Here is a 17,863-nt window from a genome sequence, read left to right as displayed (position 1 = left end):
CATGATCCGACATACAATGCTAATTGCGCTCGTGCTCATCTCGCAGGCACCACCCAATCTACACAACGTGAGCGCCGATCCGCCCGATTCGCTCACGCTGAGCAAGTCAACCGTTGCGGTGCTCGAGATCGATCTGACCAAGATTGACTGTGTTGAATTGGAACGCTGGGTGAAGCAATCGCACTTTGACGGTGCTACCGACCAAGAGATCAACGCCGCTTTCACTGACGTGAAGAAACAGATTGATGCGCTACGACAGTCAGGCACTGATCGCCTCTTCGTTTCATGGCGAACAAGTGACATTTTGAGTGGCATGCCCGTGGTGCAAGCAGCTACGGAAAACTCGGAGACGCTGCGGAAGGTGTTGTCAAAAGTTTGGGAATCGCTCTTTGGAGTTATTGCCAGCGACATGAAAGTGAATTCTGTTTGGGCCACCTTTGGCCGTGACATTGAACGCATTGCATCGGGGACCATTCAGACAACAGAGCGTTTTGCTTCGCCGCTCGCCAATCGGCAGCTCGACCATCAATTCGTGATCAGTCTGCCACCGGAATCGCGAGACGATTTAATCGCGTTATGGCCGCAGACTCTACCCGCTGGATGGTTGCCGATTGCCATCTCGCCACAGCAACTCGTCCAAGACATCGAGATGATTGATGTTCAGTGGTCACTGCCTCCGCAGGCGGCGCTCAAAATCGCGCTGCAGGCCACCAGCGACGAAGCTGTGCAGCGTCTTATCGAACAGGTGAATGCGTTGACGGAGGCACGCGGTCCGTGGAAATCAGCACTGCGTGTCGCGGCAGACGACCGCGCCGTGATGATCGAGTCCCAGCCGCCACCTGCTGCGAGCATCGCATTGATCATCCTCGACGAGGTGTCTGGGCAGGTCGACCACTCTCGCCAGGAAACCCGAACGCAGACAATGATCAACAGGATGAAGCAGATCGGCATCGGACTGCACAATTACCATTCTGCGTACAAGCACTTTCCTCTGCCGGCGACAACGAACGCCAGCGGCGACGAGCTATTGAGCTGGCGTGTGTCGACGGCTCCGTTCACGGGCGAGCAACGAATTTACGAAGAGATTGACAAGCACCAAACTTGGGACTCGGAGGCGAATCAGGAATTCACACATACCATTGTCGCTGGTTTCCAAAGTTCTGTTGCCGAAGCAGGAATGACGGCGATCCGTCTGCCCGCGATCAAAGGATCAATGTGGGACGGTACACATGAGAAACCACACTTCCGAGAGATCACAGACGGAACCAGCAATACGATTGCAGTGGCAATCGCGCCGATCGACCAAGCCGTGCCATGGACGCAGCCTGAAGTGTGGCAACTCGATGAAAACGATCTCATCGGTAGCTTTTTTGGCGATCGCGACGAAGTCATCGTGCTCGCCTTTGACGGCGCCGTGCATACGCTCAAGAAAGCCGACATGACCAACGAGCGACTACGCGGCTTGCTAACGATCGCAGGCAGGGAAGTGTTCGATTGGTGATCGCCCATCGCAACATGTCGAGAGCTTCACTCGACTCGCAGCGGAAACGCGTCACCGACGCCGTTAATGTCGTGAACCGAGGCGTATAAGCGGTCGGGCCTCCCGACGCGGCCCGATGCCTGGTCGTCCTCTGCTCGCCTGGGCGCCCGCGGAGGCGGTGAAATCAATTGCTCGGAAAGGTTCCGCTCTGTCCGCTCCCTCGCGAGATCTGTGACAACGTGCATACCTCAAGGGCACGCGTTTTTTTTGCTGTTCGCACAGGGTGGCGCAGCGCGCTCCCCACGCAGGAGAGTTTCGATTCGGAGTTGACAACAGGGTAGCTGAGGAACTAGCCTTCACGTCGTCTCACCTTCGCGGTTGAGGGGCCGACGGTGTCGGATTCTCGGCTGCTTTGTTTACTCTGCAACAAGGCCTTCCGATGAGTGGTTCGTTTTCACGACGTTGGATATCGAGACCACAAACCGAGACACATTGCGACGAAGCGCCCGATAGCAGCACCCAGGTGAGCGATCCGTCTGCGAGCAGCGATAACATGTTAGCGCCGCCGAATATCAGCAATCTCCGCAGCAGTGTGCAAATGCTTGCACCGTTGCACTACCAAGCGGGCTACCAGTATCCGCTGCTCGTGTGGCTGCACTCATCAGGCCATAACGAGCGGCAGATTGAGCAGGTGATGCCGCACATTAGTACACGCAACTATGTCGGCATCGGTGTGCGGGCAACCCGCGCTACGGATGTTCGCGGATTCGGATTCGATTGGTCGCGGGGACCGAACGCGACGGCAAAAGCATGCGAGATCGTATGCAATGCCGTTGAACAAGCCCAGTCATCCTACTCCATTCATCCCGACCGGATCATCCTGGCCGGTTACGGCAGTGGCGCGACGATGGCCTGTCAAGTTGCGATGCGGCACAGCGATCGGTTCGCCGGTGTGATTCGGGCGGGAGGCCAGTTCCCCAATTCTCAGGGGACGATCTCTGACTTCAAACAGTTACGCGCCCGTCAGTTGCCAATGCTCTGGCTGCAAGCCATCAATGGCGTGGACGACGAACCGCAAGCTTTGGTGCGAGACATCGCCATGGCGCAGATGATCCGTGCTCAGGTTGAAATTCGCCAGTATCGAGACGATGATGTCATGAATACTGCGGCGTTGAAGGACATCGACCGCTGGTGTTTTGATAAGATCATCTCGCCGAGACCCGACGCGACCTGCGTGGGCGATGCGGTGCTGGACGATGCCGACCGAACGATGGTGGGTTTCTCGTCGAATTGACCCCTTTTTTGAAGCCACAAGATGAATGCATCGATCGATCAGCAAACCGCATCGGCACCCCAACCGGATGAACCAAAACCATCGGGCAGGAAAGTGCTGTTGGTCGATGACGACGTAGAAATTGTCGAGACGGTTAGTTACGCATTGGAGTCCGCAGGATACGAAGTGGTCGTGGCCCGAGATGGCAATCAAGGTTTGGCGCTCGCAGAGCGGGAGAACCCGAATCTGATGATTTTGGACATGATGATGCCCAAACGCAGCGGTTTCCTCGTACTTGAGAAGCTCCGCCGCGATCTCGACCTGCCGCTACCCGTGGTCATGATCACTGGCAACGAAGGCAGCCGTCACCAGGCCTACGCCGAATTGCTCGGGGTGAGCGAATACATTCGCAAACCATTCCCCATGGACCGCCTCCTCGATGCCGTCGCACGGTTGCTGGGCGAACGCGAGTGAGAAAGCGGTGTCTGCCGGCAAAGCGAATCGGATGCCGAGTGAGCTCATCGGTTTTCAATCGCTTCGGCCTGACCGGATCCTGAAGCCTGACAGCATTTCGCGACAGGCCACAGATTGTAAAACTTGACATTGAACCTGACGATGGCCTTGTCGCTCGTTATGTCGTCCCTGTCATTCTTTCTAGCCATCCATCAAGATTCATGCCCGTTTCCACCACCCCATCCCCGCTGCACGCCGAATCACTTCAAGACGACCCGCGAATCATTGAGGCAAAACGCCTGATCGCGGCGGCGGTGAGCGACCACGCTGCGAAAATTGATTCTGTATCGCCACCGCAGGCTGAACGCGGGGAGCATTATCAATCCATCATCGCAGATTACACGCGTGATCGCGGCGCCCCACCCATTTGGCCTTACTTCTCCTCGGGAATGGGTAATGGTCCCTACGTCGAACTCGCCGACGGCAGTGTGAAGCTGGATTTCATTGGTGGGATCGGTGTCCACGGTTGCGGTCACTCACATCCTGACATGGTTGCGGCGAGCGTGGATGCGGCGTTGGAAGACACCGTCATGCAGGGTAATTTGCAGCAAAATGTGCCCAGCGTGCAGATGCTCAGCCGTTTGACAACACTCGCCTGTGAGTCGGGCGCGGCGCTCGCTCACGCGATCTTATCGACCAGCGGTGCGATGGCGAACGAGAACGCACTGAAACTGGCGTTTCACCATGCGCAACCCGCCAGCCGCGTGATTGCCTTTGACAACGCCTTCGCCGGTCGCTCGATCGCGATGGCGGCGGTGACTGACCGCCCAGCTTATCGCGATGGCATCCCAACGGCGATCAATGTCGACTATCTGCCATTCTTGGATCCCCATGATCCCGCTGGGTCGACGAAACGCGCCACGGACACACTCAAGAAACTATTGGCGAGGAATCCGAAGCAATATGCCGCGTTTTGGGCGGAGCCCATCGCCGGTGAAGGTGGCTACTACCCCGGCAGCCATGATTTCTTTGCAGCATTGTGCAGGCCCTTGAGGGCGGCGGGGATCCCCATTATTTTCGACGAAATCCAATCGTTTTCGAGAACCAGTCGCCCGTTTGCATTCCAACACTACGGCCTCGATGAGTTCGCGGACATTGTCACGATTGGGAAGATCACGCAAGTCTGTGCGACGTTGTATCGCAAAGAGTTTCACCCCACCGCTCCCATCATCAGCCAAACCTTCACGGGCTCGACAGCCGCCATTCGAGCGGGACTGAAGACGCTCGACCTGCTCGAATCATCAGGCTGTTTCGGCGACGAGGGCGGAAATGCCCGTCGCCACCAATACTTCGCCGCCGCAATGGAGAAGCTGGCCCAGAAACACGAGGGGTTAATCGGAGGTCCTTACGGCGAGGGCATGATGATGGTCTTCACACCTGGAGATGGCTCCCTGGAGCAGGCTAAAATGCTGATGGGGCTGCTCTTTGACGTCGGTTTACTCGGGTTTCTCTGCGGTGCCGCGCCCACGCGTATCCGATTCCTGCCGCCACCGACAATCACGACAAACGCGCATATCGACACTGCGATCGAGTTGTTAGACCAAGGATTGACCCAAATGAAAGCGAAATTGAGCTGACACCGAAAAAAAGGCCTAGAATTACAGGCACTCTCTGATTTCTGGGGTGTATCTCCGGTTGAGGGGTTTTCGGTAGGTCACTATTATTCGCACATGAAATACAGTCAGCTTGATCGCATCTCCCTGCTCGAACCCGGCCATCGGCTGGTCGGCGAACGCACATTGGACGCCGACGAAGAGTATCTGGGGGATCACTTTCCTCGTTTTCCGGTCATGCCGGGAGTCATGATGCTCGAGGCACTTCATCAGGCATCGGTGTGGTTGATTCGCACGACGCCCGGTTTTGACGAAGCCTTGGTCTTGCTACGAGAGGTGCGGAACGTCAAATTTGGCGACTTCCTTTCACCAGGTGAAACGCTCACAGTGGAAGCGGAGATTTTCAAGGTTGACGGAGCGACGACGACCGTGAAAGCGGTGGCTCGAAAAGGCGACCGCATCACGGTAGCGGCGCGACTGATTTTGGAAAGCTGCTCTAGTGGCGACCCCGATCATCTTGATACCGACAGCGAGCTCAAACGGCTTGCAGACGAGCAGTTTTTTCAACTCTATGGTGATTGTCCTTGTGTCGCTGCCCTGAAGCAGCCAGGCGAGAACGCAGCACCGACGACGACCCCCTAATTCTACCTCTTACAGTTCATCCCAAAATAGGAATACACGATGTCGCTTGATCAAGACGAAATTTTTGAGAAGGTTCAGGCCGCCTTGGTCGACGCCCTCGGTGTAGACGAAGACGAAACCACTCGCGACGCGACCCTCGTCGGTGACCTCGGTGCAGAATCGATTGACTTTCTCGATATCGTTTTCAAACTTGAAAAGTCTTTCAATATCCAGATCCCTCGCGAAGAGCTCTCACCCGAGGACATTTTGACCAACAGTCAATACGTTCAAGATGGTGTGGTGACTCCGGAAGGCATGACCGAGTTGAAGTCCCGCATGCCCTGGGCAGACCTGTCCAAGTTCGAGCAAAACCCACGGGTTCAAGACTTCGGCAATCTGCTCACCGTCGGTGACCTGTGCAGCTACGTCAACAGCAAGGTCAATGCGTAATCATGCGTTGGTTTTGGGTAGATCGGTTCACGGAATTTGTCAGTGGTTCTCATGCGCGTGGCATCAAGAATGTTGCGCTCGATGAGGAGGTACTCGATGGCTACAGCATTGGGTACCCCGTGCTGCCCCCGACATTGATCATTGAAGGCTTGGCACAGGTGGGCGGGATTCTCGTTCACGAGCATTTCGGATTCACCAAACGTGTCGTGTTGGCGAAGGTCGGCAAGGTCAAGTACTACGCGCCTGCGAAGCCCGGCGACAAACTAGACTACCATGTAACGTTAGGCCGTACCCAGACACTGGGTGCCGTCGTCAGCGGCACAAGCCATTGCAATGGCGAATTGCAAGCCGAAGCGGACTTGATGTTCGCATTTTTAGAAGAGGGGCATCTTGTGGATGGTCCGCTATTCAACCCGGGAGACCTGCGGACGATGCTGCGACTGATGAATTTCTTTCACGTTGCAGTCACCGCCGATGGCAATCCTGTTCCTTACTACAAGAATCTTTGAGCGTCCATGTCGCCGCGTCGCCGAGTCGTCGTTACTGGGATCGGAATGATCAACCCCATGGGTTGGGATGTCACAACGGTCTGGTCTGGTCTGAAAGAAAGTCGCAGTGGCGTCGCGCCCACGACGTTATTTGATGCGACCGGATTCCCCACGCGAATCAGCGCGGAAATCAAGAACTGGGACATAACCAAAACCGTTCCAGACGGCGACAAGCACGTCCGTCGGGGTCGACACACTCAGTTCGCGATCGCCGCGGCCTCCCAAGCGGTCGCCGACAGTGGCGTCCTCGATTCGGTCACCGATCCTACCAGGATGGGTGTGTACCTGGGCAGCGGTGAGGGCAACCAAGATTTCGGCACGTTCAGCCGCATGATGGTCGCCGCGCTTTCGACAGGCACCTACGATGTCAAACGGTTCATCGCCGCTGGCATTGACCTGCTCGATCCCGCCAAAGAACTTGAGCAAGAGCCCAATATGCCGGCCGCTCACCTCGCCACACGTTTTAATGCCCAAGGCCCCAATTTTAATTGCTTGACCGCTTGTGCAGCCAGTAGCCAGGCTGTTGGTGAGGCGACCGAAATCATTCGTCGCGGTGAGGCCGATGTGATGTTGGCAGGTGGCACGCACAGCATGATCCACCCATTCGGTGTGACGGGATTCAATCTGCTGACAGCACTGTCAGAGAGTAACGATGAGCCCACCAAGGCCAGCCGCCCCTTCGACGCCGGGCGTAATGGCTTCGTCCTCGGTGAGGGCGCCGCCATGGTGATTCTGGAAGAACTGGAAGCGGCCAAGAAGCGGGGTGCGACGATTTATGGCGAAGTTGCCGGGTACGGCACCACCGCAGATGCGTACCGCATTACCGATATTCCACCGGACGGCCATGGTGGTATCGCGGCCATGCGGATGGCGATCGCGGATGCAGGGTTGACCCCCGCTGACATTGATTATGTTAACGCACACGGCACCAGCACCAAAGTCAACGACCGCGTTGAATCAAAGGCCTGTCACGAAGTATTTGGTGAGCTCGCTGCGACTACTCCCGTCAGCAGCACGAAGAGCATGATGGGGCACCTGATCGCCGCCGCCGGCGTGACAGAAATGATCGTGTGCCTAATGGCGATGCGTGACGGTGTTCTGCCTCCGACAATCAACTACGAGAACCCGGATCCAGACTGCGACCTGGACTACGTTCCTAATCAAGCGCGTGAAGCGGAGCTGAATTACTCGCTCAACAATAGTTTTGGTTTTGGCGGCCAGAACGTGACGCTGTGCCTCAGCCGCTTCAACGGCTAGCATACGGTTCTGCAGGTTGACGATCGGCATGCATTCCACATGCTGAGTATCTTCAGCGGCTTTTGACTCACTTACTCGAAGCGACGGCGAGGCGAACAACTTCACCCATCGCGCGTGATCCAGGTTGGCAAGATACAGTGGCTTGCCGACCAGGTACAGGATCATTTTACCCTTTGAAACTTTTTCGGTTCACCCGCCTTGGCAGCTGTGAGTTGATGGTTGCTGCCGAGGCTTGTTGACGTATGCCGCATCTGACGACTCGTCGCGTCGAAACCCGCCGAGACCTGCATGACTTTCTGCAGCTCCCGTGGTCCATCTACGGTGAAGATCCACATTGGGTGCCGCCACTGCTCGCCGAGGTTCGCACGCGACTAGACCCGAAACAGAACCCTTACTTCCAGCATGCCAGTGCGGCCTTGTTTCTGGCAGAGAGCGACGGCCTGGTGGTCGGACGGATCTCAGCTCAAATCTGTCAGCTCGCACAGCAGCACCACGAAGCGGGTGAAGGGCATTTTGGTTTTTTTGAAAGCAACGATTCTGCGGAGACTGCCGAGGCATTATTTGATGCAGCCGCCCAGTGGCTCGCGGAGGGCGGAATGAACCGAATGGTCGGCCCGTTCAATTTTTCGATCCACGACGAGGCTGGATTGCTTGTCGATGGGTATCATCGCCCGCCCTACGTGTTCATGACACACAATCCGCGCTACTATCAAAGGTTGTTTGAGGACGCCGGTTTGCACCAAGTGATGGATGTTTATGCATATCATCTAGACATCACTCAGCCGTACCCAGAGCGGATTGCCAAAGTTCTGAAGTTGGCCGCTCGCAACACCGACATTCGCCTCCGCAACGTCGACAGACGGAATCTCGAATCCGAACTTGCCCTACTGCTGACGATGTTCAATGACTCATGGGCAGACAATTGGGGGCATATCCCGATGACGCAGGGTGAAGTTGATGATCTCGCAACACTGATCCGACGACTGTTCTCGACAGATGCCGTGGTGCTGGCGGAGGTAGCCGGCGAGGTCGTTGGTTTTATTGTTGTCATTCCCAATCTGAACGAAGTGATCGCCGATCTCAATGGCAAGCTTTTCCCGTTCGGCTGGCTGCGGATGCTCTACCGCATCCGATGCACGCCATGTCATTCAGTGCGGGTGCCACTGATGGGTATCTCCAAGAAGTACCAAAACACTCGCACCGGCGCCGCGATCGCATTCTCGATGATCGATCGATGCCGCACGGCGAGCCTCAATCGCGGCGCGACGCACTGCGAGATGTCGTGGATTTTAAAAACCAACGCCGCAATGAGGTCGATCCTCGATGCGTCAGGGTCGACGCTCGACAAAACCTATCGACTGTATTCGAAACCGATTGCCAACCAGATGTAACTGCCGTCGTCAGACTGCAAAACCCGCACCATGCCAAATCGAGCAGCAGTCGGCTGACGCTGAAGATCACTAGCCTGCCAGAATGACGGCTGTCGCGTGGCCGGGCGAGGTGTGCGAGATCACCAACACGACCCGCTTAACCAGATCTCGAATTTGATCGCTCACGTTGAGTGGATGCGAATTGGATGAGCCGTCAGCGACGCAGGCTTCCGCGTGCGGCACCGGCGGGATTTTTCCCGTTTGGAGCATCACACATGCTGCCAACAAGCCCATCATACCGCTGGCGGCTCCGGTATGCCCCAGCAGCGAGGCGGGCAAGACGACTGCAGCATCGGGGACAACATCTTCCAATGCTGCTCGCTCGCAAGCATCCAGCACGGGGTCGCCCGCAGCGTGGCCGACAACCGCACCGATGTCTTCGGCTTGCATTTCTGCGGCGTCCAATGCTCCGCGGATGGCGGCGATGATGGCGTGGGTAGACCCACGGCCGGCGTCGGGTCGAATGTCAGATGTTCGATCACCGGACATAAATGCTGGCGATCCAATAAAACGAGAGGCGAACCCGATGACCCGAGCGATCGGCTTGGCGCCTCGCGCCGCAGCGGTGTCGGCTCGCTCTAGCACCAAACCGCCAGCACCTTCGCCGCGCACGAGCCCATCGGCGTCAATCGCGTGCGGTCGGCTAGTCCGCGAAATGGGATCAACCACCGTGGCCAAAGGCTGGTCCTCAGTAAATGAGGCACGCGTTGCATTGAGCCGAGTACCACTGGCGCTAACAATTAAGAAATCGGCGATCTCGCGGTGCAAATACCCACATGCTTCAATCAATGCTGCCGCTCCAGATGCGTCACCGACAGTGATGGAATTGTTGGGGCCGTGAGCGTTGAGCACGATGCTGTAATGACACGCAGGCATGTTCGGCAAATATTTCAACAGCCACAGCGGCGTGATATGCCGCATCGCGGAATTGCCAAATTCGCTCGCGTCAAACTCACCCTCGGCATTGACACTGTCCGCATACGCTTCGCTCAACTCCAGAGGCGGACCGTATAATAATTCGCTGCCAAAGACCGTTCCGATCCGGTCACTGTAAATTTTGCCGTGCTCGGTATAGCCCGGTCGCTGTTCAGCAGGCTCTGATTGAGAATGTTTGATGCGCTGCTCGACCGCCGCCGCTTGCGCTGGCAAGTAAGGCTGCAGTCCGGCATCGAGCACAGCCAACTGCGACGCCGCGTAGGCAGTCTGAATCTCCCGCGACATTACTTTCAGCGCTTTGCGTGGCGTAACGAACTGCTTAGCATCGAAATCGACCAAGCCCGCTACGACTGCGGTTTCTTGGACAAGAACGGGCTCACCATCCTCGCAGCGATACTGGAGAACGATATCCTCGCTCGCGGAGCATGCCTGTTCGTCGTACCGCCGCACTCCGCTGACACCACCCAATAAGGACTGAGTAAACGCTTCCCGGCCCACACCAATTGACGACACCATGCCAACGCCGGTAATCACGATGTCGGACGATTTCATGGGGCGAAACTTAGGGATGGTGGGTAATACGTGAGAAACAGAGCTGCAGAGCGCGCACGAAACGACCGTTCAGTATGATCGGCAGGCCTCCGGCTAACCAGCCTAGAGACGGGGAATTTCTTGTGAAATCGCTTGGACAGATCAGCCGATCAAGCAATTTCGAATTCGATCGGAGCATCAATGTCGGGATGCAAGCTCTGATGGACAGGACATTGCCGGGCCGCCGATGTCAATCGATCACGCATCGCCTCATCCAAGTCGAGGGTCGCGGGGAATGTGACGATCGTCTTCAAGCTTCCGATTCGCCGTATCGGCGACTGCACCATTTCCTTGGTGACATGCACCTGTGTGCCCGTCAAATCCACCTCGTGACGTGCAGCGACGATTCCCATGATGGTCATCACACAAGTCCCCAACGCCGTCGCGACCAAGTCGCTTGGTGAAAAGGCTTCGCCACGACCACCATTGTCGGTCGGCGCGTCTGTGGAGAACTGCTGACCGCTAGGACCATGGGTAGCCTGACAACGAAGCTGCCCCTGGTAAACCGCTGTGATTTCAACTGCCATGAGAATCAATCTTCAAGTGAGAGAATTCGGAGCAATTGATGATAGCGGTTGTCCCGTCAGTTCAACAGCGGTACAGAGGTCGCGACAATATCATCGCAGACCTCACACTCTCCATCTCAATGATGAACACCGTGTTCTTTCACTCGATCGCAGCATCTTGGCGGGACCAGCCAATTACCTAGCGAAGCAACCGTTCGGCTTGGGTAGCGAGCAGATGGGGAGTATCAAGACCTTGGAGATACCCCGTCTCGCCTCGAACACGAACTTCGCTGCCGAGGTGATTACGGATTTCAACGCCGGGGGCAGGCGTCACATACGCTAGCGTACGCCCACCTCGGTCGGTGATCGCATAAGGTGGGCGACTCGGGTCCGCCGAGTAAACTTCAACGAGGACGCCCGTTTGCTCGGCCGCTGGCGGAGCGGCGTTAGGCATGCTGGCCGACGGCGCGACGCGAGGACTGGAGTTCGCTGGATCGCCGGTATGGGATGTCGGCATGATTGGCGATGGTCCCCCGGATATCTGTGCAACATTGGCACGTGCGACAAAGGAACTGTCAGCGACGAACGTTGGCGACGGGGTGGGCATGGGCGTTGGGATTGTGGGTGCCGCAGCAAATGCATGCGAGTTTGACATCGTGGTTGTCGCGACGAGTGTATCCCCATCTCGGCGTCGGGCGAGCGCCTCGTAGTCTCGAGCTCGCTGTGCGAGCTCGTTCATTGAAAATCGCTGCGCAGCATCCGCGACAATTCGGATCTCGGGTGCCGACGCGCCTCTGGCCATCAGTGACGACATGATCATCGGTAATGATTCAGGAGTTGAGGTCGCAACGGACTGCTGAACGCCTTCGAGCTGTGCCGAAGTGATGGTTCGCAATTTGGCTGGCTGCAGGTTCTGTCCTGCGAAGGCTGGCGGCGCCCATGCCGAAGTCTCTGAACTGGCGACAAGTCGAGGCGAAGACATGATCGCGACTTGCGATTCGCTTGAGCGAAACTCGGGGTGCGCCGTCGCAGCGACTGTCTTGGCGTCCGCAACTGGGTTGCCCTCTCCAGGGCTGGCAAGTCCCGATCCCACCGCAGCGACTTGCGTGGGGGTGGCTCCGATGGCAGGTGCTGCACTCGCCAGGGAAGACGCCGGTGGAGTTTCCAATGACGCGGCGATGGGAGCTTCCGTGGGGGGCCCTGGCTCCAATGCGGCGACGCGATTTTCGATCGGGATCAATTCCGCCGAGCGACGGCTAGAGCGCCCAGTGAGAGGTTCCAACTCGCTCAAGCCAGGTGATTGCCCGTTGATCAGGGTTGCCAAACCGTCAGTCACACGCTGAGAAAAACTGCGCAGGTGATGATTGTGCGGATCTCCATGCGGCGCGTTCCCCGCCTCAACTAACTCGCTGCCGGACTCATCTTGCCGCACGCGATCGAATCGACTTCGCTGACGTTCATCAATGTGTTTCTCGATCTCTTCGAGCCGACGAATACTGGCAATTTCTTTGAGTCGCTCCGTCTCAGATGTCTTGCCAGCGACCGAATTCGGGCCCGCTGGCAAGAACTCAATCGATTTCTCCGATGTCGCAACTTCGACAGACGAGGGTTTCAAACCCGCAATCAGTTCTTCCGCTGTCGTGACAACCTGATCACGGTGAATCCACCGAAACTCGCCCGACGGCGGCACAATGCGATACCAGGCCTGAGGCCCATCGGGACCATCACGCTCACTGCGGCCCAAGATCGTGACGGTTTCACCTTCACCGAGCTGGACTTGCCACAGCGAGCGGCGGGCACGCCCGAGGTTCGTGCCAATCCAGGCTTTGGTTTTGTCCTCGATGACCTCCGCATCAATCGCGTCAGCCTGCTGTCCTGAAGTCTTGTTTTTATTTGTGTCGATGAGGCTCACCGCATCAGCGGGAATCCAGCAAAAGCTGTCGGAGGTGGGGCGTACGCCCAACCAACCATCGGCGTACTCGACATACACTTCGAGTTCCTGACCATGCCGCAACGGATCGGTGCGGTAATAATCACCCCCGGGACCACAACGAAGGTGAGCTGACGCATCTGCGACAAACACGAGATAGGGGTCGGACACCGTCGAGTTTTCAGCGGAACCACCGGATTGCGAACCAGTAGACTGGGCCAATCCTGGACTCATCGGCAGCGCAGCTGCGACCATCAGCATCCAGCGACAAGCACTGCGGGTCTGCGAATAGTGGCGAGAATTAGGAAAACTGAACAGCGGGGACCGACGCATCGTGCGGCTTCCGTTGTGATGAGAAGGAAATGGTGCCAAAGCGACAACAGCACCCGCCGCTACGGGGATGCTTGTGTTCAGCGATAGCGATTCGGCATGCTGAAATGCAAGATCAGTTCACCGATTTCCATCAGAGCGGCCGGCTAGGATGCCTGGTTGACGGCCCGCGGGCGTCGAAACGGGAGCTAATCGACTCAATCGGAGTGCTGCATCTCGCTGACAAATTTCACACTCGGAGACGCTTGGCCGGACCGGTCGCAGCGGAAATACTCGCTCACGTAGCGAACGATTTGTCGCTGCTCGGGAATTTTGAAGCGATCACCTTTCTGCAGAATCGGACGATCCTCCTGCATCTCGCCAAACTGCTCAGTCCCCGCAGCTTGGCAAGGATACCAGTGCCCCGAGGCTTCCCCGCCGGCCTGTTCCTCCAGATAAAACTCAGGGTAGCAGTGCCCTGGGATCCAGACCATTCTCGCGGGAATATTGGCGTTTCGGCACAGAGCCACGAACAAGCTCGTCATGTCTTCGCAATCACCCTTGCCATCTTGAAGTGCGTCCGACGCGTTACGAATCGGTCCCTCAGTGTAGGTGACTTGCTCGCGTACGCGATCGTAGATACGTCGAACCGTTTGCCATGCGGACGTATCATCTACCGCCTCGGCGGCGAGTTCTCGTGAGAGCAATCGAATCTTGCCATGAGTGGCATCAATCATCGGACTATTCCCCAGGTACGCACGCATTTCACGCGGGACGCGTTTGGGGATTACCAGGGAATCGGTTTGCGTCGGTGCAATAATGTTTCGTTTATCAATCCGCACATTCAGCAGCACGTCGAGCGATTGATGGGCCGTCATGCGGGCGATTCCCACAACAGCTTGCCGCGCACCACCCTGCAGATCTCGCGTCTGCAACTGAGTGACTGGCCCCGACACGTCCCGACTGGCCAGCGTGACGGTTTGTTCGGGCCAGTCCATCGGAATGGGAAAGGTGCCCAGCCCGGCGGTAAATGTAACCGGCGTGCTGAGCTTCATTCCGAACTGCCAGTCGAAGGACTTTGCTTCGCCGTAGGTCGGCGCTGACGAGTCGCCACCGTCCGGCTCGGCTGCCGGTTCGGCGGGGCCAGCGACTACCTGCGCGCAGGCGTTGGGCGAACGGAGTGCGGCGGCGGCGAGCAAGCCGCTCGATGCGGCCAACCAGTGGCGACGAGAAAACGCTGCGTGGCTCATGGACGATGCTCCGGTGGTGTGGGCGGATACCAGCTCAACGAACACTGGCTAGTAAAATGAATACCTCGAGGATAATCGCGATTGCGTGACCGTTCCAGGAAACGCGTCGCCTCGACGACGAAGCCCATGAGCTGTAACGGTTATGCGGATTGGAATCGTATCCGCACAGCAGTGGCGATCCTTTCTCCTCGCCGCTGCGTAGGGTGGGGTTCCTCTGCACTCCGTCAGTTCCGCGCGACCACTGAAAACCTCCTCATGCTGCAAATTCACGGGTTGACGAAGCGATTTGTGGCCGAAAACGAGACCGTCTGTGCCGTCGACGACTTGTCCTTCGCGGTCGCCCCTGGAGAGGTCTTTGGTCTGCTCGGCCCCAACGGAGCAGGAAAAACAACCACACTCAGAATGGTATTGGGGTTGATCGCACCGGACAGCGGAGATGCGGAAGTCGCGGGGATTCCTACGTCGACCGATCCATTTACTGCGAAAGCGAAGCTCGGGTTTGTCTCTGCCAGCGATGGCGTGTACCCGTGGCTGAGTGTGCGTGAGATGCTCCTGTATTTCGCCGATTTGTATGGAGTGGATCCCAATCACGCTAGCGAACGTTTACGGACCCTTGCAGAGGTCATGGATATCCAAGGACTGCTGGATCGGCGGGCGGGGACGCTCTCGACGGGTCAACGGCAGCGGGTGACTTTGGTGCGGGGGTTGATTCATGATCCGCCCGTCATGTTGCTCGACGAACCCACCCGTGGACTCGATGTCGTGGGCGTGCAGACTATTTTCCGGTACATTTCCCACCTCCGCCAAGAAGGCAAAGCGGTCGTGGTGTGCACTCACCGGCTCGATGAAGCTGAGCGATTGTGTGACCGCTTTGGATTATTGCACCGCGGCAGAATGCAATACGAGGGCAATCTTTCCGAACTGCGCCGCGTGACTGGGCGGAACCATCTCGTCGAGATGTTCGATGACCTCATGAATCACTCCTCCTCCCCGATTGAAACTGCTACGTGAACCTCTCCTGGTCTCGACTGGCTCGACTCAGCCGCAAAGAGCTACGTGAAACGCTGCGCGATCGCCGCACCATTCTGACGCTCGTCATGATGCCGTTGCTCGTCTATCCGCTGCTGAGCATGGCGATGAATCGGTTTTTAATTTCGTCTGCCGGGCCCGGTACAAATGGTTTTGTCGTCGGCGTAGGCAGCGAACAAGAGAGCGAATGGCTGCAATCGTTGCTCCTCGATCAGCGCAGTCACCCGCCGGAGTCGATCCTGCAGGCTAGCGGCGGCGCACTGGCAGATTTCAACGTCGTCGTCACGCCCGATGGGGATCCAAACCAGTCTCTGCTCGCCAATGAGCTCGACGTCGCGGCAGAACTGACCATCACTGACGGTGAACCCTCAGCAATCGAGGTGACTGCCTTTGCCGGAGATCAAGCCAGCCAATCGGCTCGACGTATTTTAATCGAGCGTTTGCACTGGCTCAGAATGCAAGATGCCGAGCGCATCATGAAAGATGTTCTGCCAGAGTTCACTCCGTTCGAAGTGACAACAACGGAGATTGGTGAGCCACAGAGCGGCAACGTGTTGGCGTCGATCATCCCTTTGGTCTTGGTCCTCATGACCATTACCGGAGCCGTTTATCCCGCGATCGATTTGACTGCAGGCGAACGCGAGCGTGGGACGATGGAAGCGTTGATGGCCTCTCCCGTACCGCGATGGTGGCTGTTGTTGGCGAAATACATCGCCGTGGTGAGCGTGGCGTTGCTGACAGCGGTCGCCAATTTGGGCGCAATGTTCGTCACATTGACGCTGACCGGGCTGATGTCGATCCTGGTGGGTGAAGGTGGCGGACTAGGCTTCCAAGAGATGGGCTACATCTTCTTATTGCTCGTTCTCTTCAGCGCCTTCTTTGCGGCGGTGTTGCTTTCGCTGACCAGCTTCGCTCGATCGTTCAAGGAAGCCCAGGCGTACTTGATTCCGGTCATGCTCCTCGCCCTCGCCCCCGCGATGCTGTCCTTGATGCCCGGCATCAATCTAACAGGTCCGCTCGCGGTTGCTCCGCTGCTGAACATCGTGTTGCTAGCGCGAGAGATTTTAGCTGGCGACGTTCATCCACTCGGGGCGACGGTCGCGGTGGTCTCCACGCTTTGCTACGCAGCTGGCGCGCTGGCGATCGCGGCCAAGCTGTTTGGTAGCGATGCAGTCAACCGCACCAGCGATCGTTCCATCGGATCACTGTTTCGACGTCCCGAACTCGCCACCACACGACCAAGCGTGGGTGAAGCGGGCATGGTAATCGCCCTGCTATTACCTGCCTCGTTTGTCGTTTCAAACTCGTTGATGCAATGGATTGGTCGGCAGGGCAGTGAGATCAATGTGCCACTGCAGCTGACACTGAACGCCGTCTCTCTAATCGCCACGTTCGGATTGATTCCCCTCGCTGCAACCCTCCTTGGTAAACACCGTCTCGCGTCGACGTATCGTTTGAACCAATCCAACATCGGGTTCTACATCGGGGCGGCCGTAATGTCGCTCGGCGCCTGGGCGTTCGCCTATGAGGCGCTTGTGCTGGCCGATCAGTGGAAGCTGGCTCTATTAAACGAAGAGCAACTTGAACGCACCCGCGGAGTGCTTGAGAAATGGAAAACAATCTCGCCGGTGCTATTACTCTCGACGTTGGCGCTCGCTCCCGCAGTCATCGAAGAACTCTGTTTCCGCGGATATCTTTTCTCTGCCTTCCGCAGTGTCTTGCGGCCCTGGCCCACAATCATGACCACAGCAGTGCTGTTCGGCCTGTTTCATGTGTTTGTGGGCAGTACACTATTGATCGAACGTTTTCTGCCGACCACGCTCCTAGGTATCGCACTGGGATGGGTCGCCTATCGCAGCGGTAGCGTGCTGCCCGGCATGCTGATGCATTTTCTTCACAACGGTTCGCTCGAACTCGTGGGACGCTACCACGACAAACTTACGTTCCTCGGAGCGGAGATCGAGGGCAACCGTCACCTGCCGCCACTGTGGTTGGTGATCGCTGGTGGTTGCCTGTTGACAGGAATCCTAATCGTGCACCTGAGCCCACGCTCGACGTCCCTGGAAGCCGCTAAGGCCTAGAAACCTGCGTATTCCAACGCTCGCCTTGATACTCTACTCGCACTCAACAACGTTCGATCCACTCTCTTCACCGCGGGATCGCAGCGAAGATTCCAGGCAGAAGGCT

The 17,863-nt window shown here is 57.2% G+C and carries 15 protein-coding genes; 11 read left to right on the top strand and 4 right to left on the bottom strand.

Annotated features, from left to right (window positions below; translation table 11 throughout):
• Position 1 precedes the first annotated feature (1 nt).
• From Poly21_RS02385 to Poly21_RS02345, 9 genes are all read left to right on the top strand, one after another.
• Positions 2–1,501: a DUF1559 family PulG-like putative transporter gene (locus Poly21_RS02385; RefSeq protein WP_146405422.1), complete on the top strand. Its 1,500-nt coding sequence runs from the start codon at positions 2–4 to the stop codon at positions 1,499–1,501.
• 418 nt (positions 1,502–1,919) lie between these two features.
• The gene (locus Poly21_RS02380; protein WP_146405421.1) at positions 1,920–2,774 is read left to right on the top strand and encodes an alpha/beta hydrolase; all 855 of its coding nucleotides are present in this window, start codon (positions 1,920–1,922) and stop codon (positions 2,772–2,774) included.
• A 21-nt stretch (positions 2,775–2,795) separates the two neighbouring features.
• Positions 2,796–3,227 (top strand): response regulator, encoded by a 432-nt coding sequence (locus Poly21_RS02375; RefSeq protein WP_146405420.1) that lies wholly within the window; start codon positions 2,796–2,798, stop codon positions 3,225–3,227.
• Between the two features lie 200 nt (positions 3,228–3,427).
• The gene (locus Poly21_RS02370) at positions 3,428–4,843 is read left to right on the top strand and encodes a class-III pyridoxal-phosphate-dependent aminotransferase (protein WP_146405419.1); all 1,416 of its coding nucleotides are present in this window, start codon (positions 3,428–3,430) and stop codon (positions 4,841–4,843) included.
• A 93-nt stretch (positions 4,844–4,936) separates the two neighbouring features.
• Positions 4,937–5,461, top strand: a complete 525-nt coding sequence (locus Poly21_RS02365) for a 3-hydroxyacyl-ACP dehydratase FabZ family protein (RefSeq protein ID WP_146405418.1) — start codon at positions 4,937–4,939, stop codon at positions 5,459–5,461.
• Between the two features lie 39 nt (positions 5,462–5,500).
• On the top strand, positions 5,501–5,890 hold the full coding sequence (locus Poly21_RS02360; protein WP_146405417.1) for an acyl carrier protein: 390 nt from the start codon (positions 5,501–5,503) through the stop codon (positions 5,888–5,890).
• A gap of 2 nt (positions 5,891–5,892) precedes the next feature.
• Entirely contained in the window at positions 5,893–6,399 is a 507-nt protein-coding gene (locus tag Poly21_RS02355) for a 3-hydroxyacyl-ACP dehydratase FabZ family protein (RefSeq protein WP_146405416.1), read from the top strand.
• Between the two features lie 6 nt (positions 6,400–6,405).
• The gene (locus Poly21_RS02350) at positions 6,406–7,695 is read left to right on the top strand and encodes a beta-ketoacyl-[acyl-carrier-protein] synthase family protein (protein ID WP_146405415.1); all 1,290 of its coding nucleotides are present in this window, start codon (positions 6,406–6,408) and stop codon (positions 7,693–7,695) included.
• A gap of 242 nt (positions 7,696–7,937) precedes the next feature.
• On the top strand, positions 7,938–9,086 hold the full coding sequence (locus Poly21_RS02345; RefSeq protein WP_146405414.1) for an N-acetyltransferase: 1,149 nt from the start codon (positions 7,938–7,940) through the stop codon (positions 9,084–9,086).
• A 69-nt stretch (positions 9,087–9,155) separates the two neighbouring features.
• Here Poly21_RS02345 and Poly21_RS02340 read toward each other — a convergent pair whose 3' ends face one another.
• From Poly21_RS02340 to Poly21_RS02325, 4 genes are all read right to left on the bottom strand, one after another.
• A complete protein-coding gene (locus Poly21_RS02340; RefSeq protein WP_146405413.1) occupies positions 9,156–10,613 on the bottom strand; it encodes a beta-ketoacyl-[acyl-carrier-protein] synthase family protein in 1,458 nt (485 codons plus the stop codon).
• A 149-nt stretch (positions 10,614–10,762) separates the two neighbouring features.
• The gene (locus Poly21_RS02335) at positions 10,763–11,179 is read right to left on the bottom strand and encodes an OsmC family protein (RefSeq protein ID WP_146405412.1); all 417 of its coding nucleotides are present in this window, start codon (positions 11,177–11,179) and stop codon (positions 10,763–10,765) included.
• A gap of 178 nt (positions 11,180–11,357) precedes the next feature.
• On the bottom strand, positions 11,358–13,421 hold the full coding sequence (locus Poly21_RS02330; RefSeq protein ID WP_302117293.1) for an SH3 domain-containing protein: 2,064 nt from the start codon (positions 13,419–13,421) through the stop codon (positions 11,358–11,360).
• A gap of 194 nt (positions 13,422–13,615) precedes the next feature.
• Complete coding sequence (locus Poly21_RS02325) at positions 13,616–14,647, bottom strand: transglutaminase-like domain-containing protein (protein ID WP_146405411.1); 1,032 nt, start codon at positions 14,645–14,647, stop codon at positions 13,616–13,618.
• Positions 14,648–14,902: 255 nt separating this feature from the next.
• Here Poly21_RS02325 and Poly21_RS02320 point away from each other — a divergent pair, with 255 nt between their 5' ends.
• Positions 14,903–15,658 (top strand): ATP-binding cassette domain-containing protein, encoded by a 756-nt coding sequence (locus Poly21_RS02320; RefSeq protein WP_146405410.1) that lies wholly within the window; start codon positions 14,903–14,905, stop codon positions 15,656–15,658.
• Positions 15,655–17,757: an ABC transporter permease subunit/CPBP intramembrane protease gene (locus Poly21_RS02315; protein WP_146405409.1), complete on the top strand. Its 2,103-nt coding sequence runs from the start codon at positions 15,655–15,657 to the stop codon at positions 17,755–17,757. Before Poly21_RS02320 ends, Poly21_RS02315 begins: the two co-directional genes overlap by 4 nt.
• The last annotated feature ends 106 nt before the right edge of the window (positions 17,758–17,863 follow it).

It is taken from the genome of Allorhodopirellula heiligendammensis, from assembly GCF_007860105.1.
GTDB classification, from domain to species: domain Bacteria; phylum Planctomycetota; class Planctomycetia; order Pirellulales; family Pirellulaceae; genus Rhodopirellula; species Rhodopirellula heiligendammensis.
This window is presented reverse-complemented; position numbering and strand designations above follow the sequence as displayed.